Source organism: Fibrobacter intestinalis (genome assembly GCF_900167415.1).
GTDB lineage: Bacteria > Fibrobacterota > Fibrobacteria > Fibrobacterales > Fibrobacteraceae > Hallerella > Hallerella intestinalis.
This window is the reverse complement of the sequence record NZ_FUWU01000088.1, coordinates 1-7532: the sequence shown is the minus strand read 5'-3', so window position 1 is coordinate 7532 and position 7532 is coordinate 1. Positions and strand designations below refer to the sequence as shown.

The following is a 7532-nucleotide window of genomic DNA, read 5'->3' as shown; positions in this document are numbered from 1 at the left end:
CTCGTCCGATACGTTGCGGATGTGCTTCAGGATGATGAGCCCGGTCATGAGACGGATCGGCTTGTTTGGCGCACCCATCTTTTCGTCGAACAATTTGGAAAACTCGGTCTCGAACTTGTTCCAGTCAATCTTGTTCGCGAGAACGTAGAGGGGGTGCTTGTGGTTCAACTGTTCCTCAAGGGAGCAGAAAAGGCTTGTCTGTGCGTGGGATTTTGGCGGTCTGTACATAAAAAATGCAAGGTTTTCAATCATATTTTAGAAATCCTTGCAATATTTTCACAGGGTAGAAATCAATTTTCCCCAATAGTTATGCGGGTTGGACGAGATTTTAAGGGAGGACTATATAGCGTTGTTGTGACGGATAGCGTGATTACGCTGCGTTCTAATGCGTTTGAACAAGGAAGCGCTTGCTTAAATCCCAGTGTAAAGAAAGCCTTAAAGCAGATTGCCCCCATTCTTGCCAAAAAGATGAAAGATTTTCCGAACATCTCTGTCCAGTTTGAAGGTCACACGGACGCTGCTTCCGTTATGGGAATCTCTACGGATGTATCCAAAAATTGTGCGGTCTATGACGACAACTACAGTTTGTCTGCAGGGCGTGCAAGAGAGGCGCGTAAGGCTCTATTGAATACGGTCAAAGGGGACAAATCTATTAGTCGTAGAATTTCAGTGGTCGGCTATGGACCCGATCACTTGAAAAATCCACACAACCCTAGGGCAGATGAAAATAGGCGTGTAGAAATACGTCTTGTTGCTAGGGACGCTTTCTAATTCCCCCCCCAAAAAAAAAGGAGTATAAAATGAAATGCAAACAATGCGGCGAAGAACTCAACGAGAAATGGACGGTTTGTCCGTTCTGCGGATTGGAAATTTCCAAAGAACAGTCCCTTGGCGACATTTTGTTGAAAATGATCGAGGAAAACGGGCCTGAAATTTTTGAAGAAGAAAACGCTGGGCTACTTAAAAATCAAATGGACCAATGGCCAGAGTCTTTTTCCGACGACCGCGACGTTATCAAGCTGCTGCAAATCAAGCATATTCCGGAGCAGTTGGTCAAAGCGCTGGAAATGCCATCGGAAAAGCAGGCGCAGGTTTTGCAGTATGCGACTTCCACTTTGACGGACAAATTCGGCATTAACGGAAATATGGCGCAAAAAATGCTTGCGCTGGTGGCGGGTTCTATTGGATTTCAAATAAACGACCAGGTGCCTTCAATTGTTTCGATTTTTGCAAATGCGGACAGCGAAAATACCTTTACCGACCCGCGCGACGATCAGGTTTACCGAACGGTGAAAATCGGAGACCAAGTCTGGATGGCGGAGAACTTGAACTACGCAATGAGCGGCAGCTATTGTTACGAAAAAAATAAAGAGAACGCCGAGAAATACGGACGCCTCTACATCTGGGAGGCAGCACAAAAAGCACCCCCTCCGGGTTGGCATCTGCCATCCAACGAAGAATGGAATCAGCTCTTTGAATACGTCGGAGGAACGGAGGTAGCCGGCAACCAGCTAAAGTCCAAGAACGGCTGGAAAGATGACGGCAACGGCATAGACAGACACGGCTTTTCCGTCTTGCCTGCGGGCCAAGTTATCTCCTCAGACACTTACCTCAACTGCGGCATTGAAGCAAAATTCTGGAGTTCTACGGTATACGGCAGAGATAAAGCAACATTCTGGAGTTCTGCGGTATACGGCAGCGAATATGCGTACAGCCGTATCTTCAACAACAACAACGATGGAGCGATGGCGGATTACAACTCCATCAACAACGGGTATTCCGTCCGTTGCATCAAAGACTCGGAATAAGGCAGAGCTTCGGCAAGCTCAACAACCATGCCTTGACTAGTTCGATAAGCGGCTACTGAGTCCGTCGAAGCACACTAACCGGCGGTCCCTGAGCCTGTCGAAGGGCCGCGACCATGGTTCGACAGGCTCACCAACCGTGCTTCGGCGAGTTCAGAAACCGATTATTGAATCGCGGTTGGAGACCTAGTCGAACCACGACTGGTAATTTTCATGTAAAAATGAGCCGAAACTTTCCGCGGCGGACAATTTTCATGTAAAAACGAGCCGAAACTTTCTGCGGCGGGCAATTTTCATGTGAAAACGGGTCAAAACTTTTTGCGGCGGGCAATTTTCATGTGAAAACGGGTCAAAACTTTTTGCGGCGGGCAATTTTCATGTGAAAATGAGCCAAAAATTTCCGCGGCAGACAATTTTCACGTAAAAACGAGCCGAAACTTTCTGCAGCGACTAATTTTCACGTACACACGAGCCGAAACTTTCTGCAGCGACTAATTTTCACGTACACACGAGCCAAAAATTTCCATGGCGGGCAATTTTCACGTACACACGAGCCAAAAATTTCTGCGGCGACTAATTTTCACGTACACACGAGCCAAAACCGATTTGCTTCGACTTTCGCCCTTCGACAACCGGTCCCTGAGTTTATCGAAGGGCTGCACCATGCTTCGGCAAGCTCAACAACCATGCCTTGACTAGTTCGACAATCGGGAGGCAGTTCTTTCGCCGTTTTGCGTTTTTTTATGCCGCTTCTCCCATTCCCGCATTCGCCCCATTCCCGCCTGAATTTCCCGAATAATGTATTTTATCGCCATGATAGATTCTTTACGCAAAGAACTGAACAAGGTGATTCTCGGCAAAGAAAGCGCGGTCGATCTGCTGCTTGCGACGCTTCTCGCCGGCGGGCACGTTTTAATCGAAGATGTTCCCGGAACGGGCAAGACCACCCTCGCTAAGGCTCTGGCAAAGGCGATTGGAGCGGATTTTTCCCGCATCCAGTTTACGCCGGACCTGCTCCCCGCCGACGTGACGGGCGGTTCCATTTATCGCCCATCGACAGGAACTTTTGAACTCCAGAAAGGCCCCGTCTTTACGCAAATTCTTTTGGCGGACGAAATCAACCGGGCATCGCCAAGGACGCAGAGCGCACTCCTGGAAGCCATGGAAGAACGGCAGGTTTCCCTCGAAGGCGAAAGCCATCGGCTGCCCGATTTATTCATGGTCCTCGCGACAGAAAATCCGGTCGAATTTCACGGAGTCTTCCCGCTCCCCGAAGCGCAAATGGACCGTTTCCTGATTCGGCTCTCACTCGGCTACCCCGACACCCATACGGAAGTGTCGATTCTCAAAGCCCACAAGGAGTCGCACCCGATCGATGCCGTGCAGCCCGTCACTTCTCCCGAAGAAATTTTAAAATGGCGCAAGGAAATCCAGTCGATTTATGTGGATGAAAGCCTTTACGGCTATATCGTTTCGCTGGTCCAGGCCACGCGTTCGCACGCGCTTGTACGTCTGCCGGCAAGTCCACGGGCGGGGATCTCGATTCTTTCTCTGGCGTCTTCATTCGCCTGGATGGATGGCCGCAAAGCCCTGAAGCCGGACGATATTCAAAAGGCCTTTTTGCCGGTCATGGCGCACCGCATTTTCTGCGCGGATGCCGAAAGCGGAACAGCGGAACATATTTTGAACGAAATCCAGAAGCGGACACCCCTGCCCCGTTAAATTTTATGAATGCGCAAACAAAGCCCGGAAAAATTTTCCGCATTCTTTCCTATTACCGGCGGGAATATCCACGGATGTCCCGCACGCCCAAAGCGTTCCTCTACTTTTATTATTTCTGGAAGGAACGGCTAACGGCAACCGGTCGGGTTTTGGCGGTTTTCCTCTTCTTTTCGCTTTTCTTTGTCTGGGTGCCGGGAGCGTTCGCCGTCAAAGCGTTTTTGCTCACGGCAAGCGCCTTTCTAATCGTTTCGATTTTCACCCTTTTCCCTCTAAAAAAAATCGCCGTGCGCCACGTGCAAATTCCTCCCGTGAAAGAAGGCGACGCGGCAAAAATTTCAGCAACAATCCGAGCGGAAAAAAATTTCGCGGCGATAAAACTCGGGTGCTTCCGAATGCATCCGGCTTTAAAATTTCAAGACGAAGAAAAATACGAATCGCTTCGCCCTTCAGAAGAAAAAGAATTTTTCGCCTTTGTCCGGACTTCTCGGCGGGGCGCTTTTGAAATTCCTTCGGTGGCGGCGGTCGTGCCCAATGCGCTCGGCATCACGAGCATTTTAAAACCGGCTTCCGGAAATTTTGAACTCGTCGTACAGCCGCGCGCCATTCCCGTCGTGCAGATGCATTTTTTGGCTTACGGGAAAAGCGGGCGCGCGTTTGCTCCCTATCTGCAACCGAGCTTCAAACGGGGACTGGATTTTATCGGCATCCGCGAATACCGCGAAGGCGATTCCCTGCGGGACTTGCACCATAAAGCCTTCGCCAAATACGGGAAACCTTTCACCAAGGAATTTGCCGCAGAACGGGGCGAAGGGATTGTCCTGCTGCTGGACGTTTCCTGTCAAAAAGTCGCCGACAAAATCCGGGTGGAAAACGCCGTGCGTCTGGCGGCGGGAATCGCCCAATACCTGATAGGACGTTCGCTTCTCGGACGCTTTTTCATTGCCGATCGGGAAATTTCTCTCCCGAAAGACGCGCCGCACGATTCCATCGCCAAAATCCTGGACGCCCTGGCCCGCGCGCCCTATCCGGAAATCGGCAAAAAATTTCCGAAGCCCCAAAAATGGAATCCCGCCGCCCGCCCAATGGCTCCCGTGCTTTCCGTTTCCGTCCTTCCCCTGGATTCGCCTTTGATCACCAAGCAAATCGTCGTCTCCGAAAAGAACGGCATGGAAGACGAAAAACTTTTCCTTTCCCTTTCCTCGGAAGACGAGGTGCATCTATGAAGTGCCTGTACGAAGCCCTTTTTCTCGGTTTTGCCGTACTCGCCCTCGCCCAATCTTCGGGAATCTGGTTCTTGGGAATTTTCTTTTTGCTTTGGATAGCCGTCGGTTTTGCGCTGCACCGGCAAAAGAAAACGCCGAATTATAAAAAAGCCGTAGCATACGCGATGATTCTGCCCTTTGCGCTCTGGTGGTTTCTCTCGCCCAATACCCGCGGGCATTTTTTTTCGCCATGGCTATTTGTCATTCCATCGTGGTATTTCATGTCGCTCGCCATTTTGCAATGGCAAAGTTCGGGCAAAGGCGGCTTCCCGGTATTTTTCCGGTTCAACGCGCTTTTCGCTCTGCTCTTTTCGCTCCATGCGACCGACAAAATTTCAGCGTCCTTCCTTTTTGCGTCCGCCGTCTTTTTGCTTTTCAGCATCAAGCCCAAAGGACGGAATTTTCTCTTTGCCATTTCGATTCTGCTTTCTGTGGCTGCGGGAATCGGGCTTCTCTTCGGCTTCCAGAAAGCTGCCGACTGGCAGCGACATCGTATGCGTTCGGGAAATTGGGAAGAAAAATACAGAAACGAACGTTCCATGATGGGATTTTCCCCCGTCGGCTATCTCGGTTCTTTCAAGACCAATTTTCTGTCGGATAAAAATCAAGAAATCGTACTCCGGCTCTGGACAAAAAATCCCCCTGAATATCTTCGCGCGATTGCCTACGGCGATTATTCGTTTGGAATCTGGAATTTGCCCAAAAATCAAAAATGGATTTTGCCCGACTTCTATATCGGCGACCATGCGGTTTTCCTCGCCCAGGATTCGGCGGAACCCGTCTGGATCAAAGCCTCGCTCAATACATTCGATTTTGCTTTCGCTCCGCTAGGTTCGGGAATCGCTTACAAGGATGCCGACTCCCTGCTGTTCTATGCTGGCGGAAGTTTTTCGGCTCCGCAGGAAAATCGAAACGACTGGTATTACATTCCCGGACAAAAAATGGCAATGGAAGACACTGCGGAATTTTTGAACGTTCCCAAACGCCTAGATTCCCTCTTTGCGCAAGCGACCGATTCGCTGAATTTGAAAATTTTTCCGTCGCCCGCACAAAAAGCTGCCGTCATCCAAGATTATTTTGCGAAAAATTTCACCTACTCTCTGGAAGTTCCCTTTGCCGCCAACCGAAAAAGAGACCCGCTGATTTCCTTCTTTGAAAACCGAATCGGATTTTGTGAATACTACGCCTCTTTTGCCACGCTGCTCTTGCGAAAAAACGGCGTGCCCGCCCGCTATGTCGTCGGCTTCGCCTTCCCGGAAAAAACGGAAGAATATGCGTTCTTCCGAAGAAACCGTTCCCACGCCTGGGTGGAATTTTTCGACGGAAACTCCTGGCAAACGTGGGACCCAACGCCGCCGATTCTTTTCCAAGAGACCGCATTTTCCGCATGGGAAAGCTGGAGCGAAAGATGGAAAGCCAAAACGCTTTATCTGTTCCATTTGCTCAAGGACGGCACCTGGCGCGCCGCGCTGGATTCCTGGACGGTTTTTCTGGAAAAGGAAATCCAACGTCCGACGATTTACCTTTTGCTTCTTTTGCTGCTCGCGCTGGCATTCCGAAAAAGGATACGGCAACTCTGGAGACGGAACCAAACCGACAGGCAGCAAAGCGCAAGAATCATCCATCTCCAAAAATTGCTGTCCAAAACAGAAAAGAAGCTACGGCATCTCGGCTACCGGAGAAAAGACGGCGAAACGGTTTGCGCCTTTTACCGCCGGATTTCAAAAGTGCCGCCACCAAAACCAAACCCGAATTGGAATGCCTTGCTGGAAAATCTGCAAAAATACGACGCAGAACGCTGGGTGGAATAGAAAGTCGGTGGATTTTGTGGATACCAAAAAATTGGGAATTATATACGATCTTCCACCAAATACTCTCAATTAAAAATTTTTTCAAAGTGTGAACATCTTTTTCGCAAAGTGGAACTCTTTTTTCAATACAGGAATTTCTTTTTCACAAAGAAAATTTCTTCTCGCAGACTGCGAGGTGTTTTGCATTCTGGCTAGCCGTTTCTCCTATATTTCCAACTCCCCACTACCTCCTGATCACTAGTCGCGAACCATGGTTCGACAACCGGTTGCTGAGCCTGTCGAAGCACACCAACCAAGCCAATCGAGGTGGAATTTTATATATAAATCCCAAAAAATTGGGGCTTATATGCAAAACGCCCGCCGGATTTGCTTGATTAGTGGTTAGTTGAAAGTTGGGAAAAACGGACGCAGAAACAGAACAGGGCCGCCCTTCACGGGAGCGACCCTTTCAAAATTACAACGCCTTGATTTCCTCGGGGGTGAGGCCAGTACGCTTGGCGATGATTTCAATGGAAACACCATCATCGCGGAAGCCCTTGGCAAGCTCCCTGTTCCTGAAGTCGGCACCTTCGGAACGGCCTTTCTTGTAACGGATGTTGAATTCCTGTTCCAGAGTCATGTAAGCCTTCCTCGCTGCGGGATCCTGGCGGTATTTTTCGACAAGCCTGCGGATGCGGTCCATCTTTTCGGAGCCGCTCTGCTTGGTGGCGAAATACTGCATATACTCGCGGGTCGCCGCATCCTTGATTTCGGAGTACTTCTTAAATATATAGAAATTTTTGTAGCAGAGGTCCCCGAGCGAAATTTCCGGGCTGCCCCACTCGAGGTTCTGGGACCTGTAAACGGGCTTCCCCTTATGGAAAATGTCGTCCGGGCAGATGAACAGGATGTACTGCTCCTGGAGCTCCTCGTAGTCGACGCCCTTGGCCAGG

The 7532-nt window shown here is 49.9% G+C and carries 5 protein-coding genes and 2 pseudogenes; 5 read left to right on the top strand and 2 right to left on the bottom strand.

From position 1 onward, the window contains the following. Positions 1 to 228, bottom strand: a pseudogene (locus tag B5D40_RS15455) (IS5/IS1182 family transposase); the annotation flags it as partial. An 81-nt stretch (positions 229 to 309) separates the two neighbouring features. Here B5D40_RS15455 and B5D40_RS15450 point away from each other — a divergent pair. From B5D40_RS15450 to B5D40_RS14420, 5 genes are all read left to right on the top strand, one after another. Then, positions 310 to 771, top strand: a complete 462-nt coding sequence (locus B5D40_RS15450) for an OmpA/MotB family protein (protein WP_095849520.1) — start codon at positions 310 to 312, stop codon at positions 769 to 771. 29 nt (positions 772 to 800) lie between these two features. Then, positions 801 to 1808 carry a fibrobacter succinogenes major paralogous domain-containing protein gene (locus B5D40_RS14435; RefSeq protein ID WP_078777484.1) on the top strand — a complete coding sequence of 336 codons (1008 nt, stop codon included), beginning with the start codon at positions 801 to 803 and terminating at the stop codon, positions 1806 to 1808. An 810-nt stretch (positions 1809 to 2618) separates the two neighbouring features. Then, a complete protein-coding gene (locus B5D40_RS14430) occupies positions 2619 to 3527 on the top strand; it encodes an AAA family ATPase (RefSeq protein ID WP_078777483.1) in 909 nt (302 codons plus the stop codon). A gap of 5 nt (positions 3528 to 3532) precedes the next feature. Further along, entirely contained in the window at positions 3533 to 4750 is a 1218-nt protein-coding gene (locus B5D40_RS14425; RefSeq protein ID WP_078777482.1) for a DUF58 domain-containing protein, read from the top strand. Beyond that, positions 4747 to 6600: a transglutaminase-like domain-containing protein gene (locus B5D40_RS14420; RefSeq protein WP_158222113.1), complete on the top strand. Its 1854-nt coding sequence runs from the start codon at positions 4747 to 4749 to the stop codon at positions 6598 to 6600. The genes B5D40_RS14425 and B5D40_RS14420 overlap by 4 nt, the downstream gene beginning before the upstream one ends. A gap of 454 nt (positions 6601 to 7054) precedes the next feature. Here the strand turns inward: B5D40_RS14420 and B5D40_RS16215 are convergent. Further along, positions 7055 to 7532, bottom strand: a pseudogene (locus B5D40_RS16215) (hypothetical protein); the annotation flags it as partial.

Coding starts and splice junctions, on each gene's coding strand:
- B5D40_RS15450 (WP_095849520.1), top strand. CDS start 310: ATGCGGGTTGGACGAGATTTTAAGGGAGGACTATATAGCGTTGTTGTG.
- B5D40_RS14435 (WP_078777484.1), top strand. CDS start 801: ATGAAATGCAAACAATGCGGCGAAGAACTCAACGAGAAATGGACGGTT.
- B5D40_RS14430 (WP_078777483.1), top strand. CDS start 2,619: ATGATAGATTCTTTACGCAAAGAACTGAACAAGGTGATTCTCGGCAAA.
- B5D40_RS14425 (WP_078777482.1), top strand. CDS start 3,533: ATGAATGCGCAAACAAAGCCCGGAAAAATTTTCCGCATTCTTTCCTAT.
- B5D40_RS14420 (WP_158222113.1), top strand. CDS start 4,747: ATGAAGTGCCTGTACGAAGCCCTTTTTCTCGGTTTTGCCGTACTCGCC.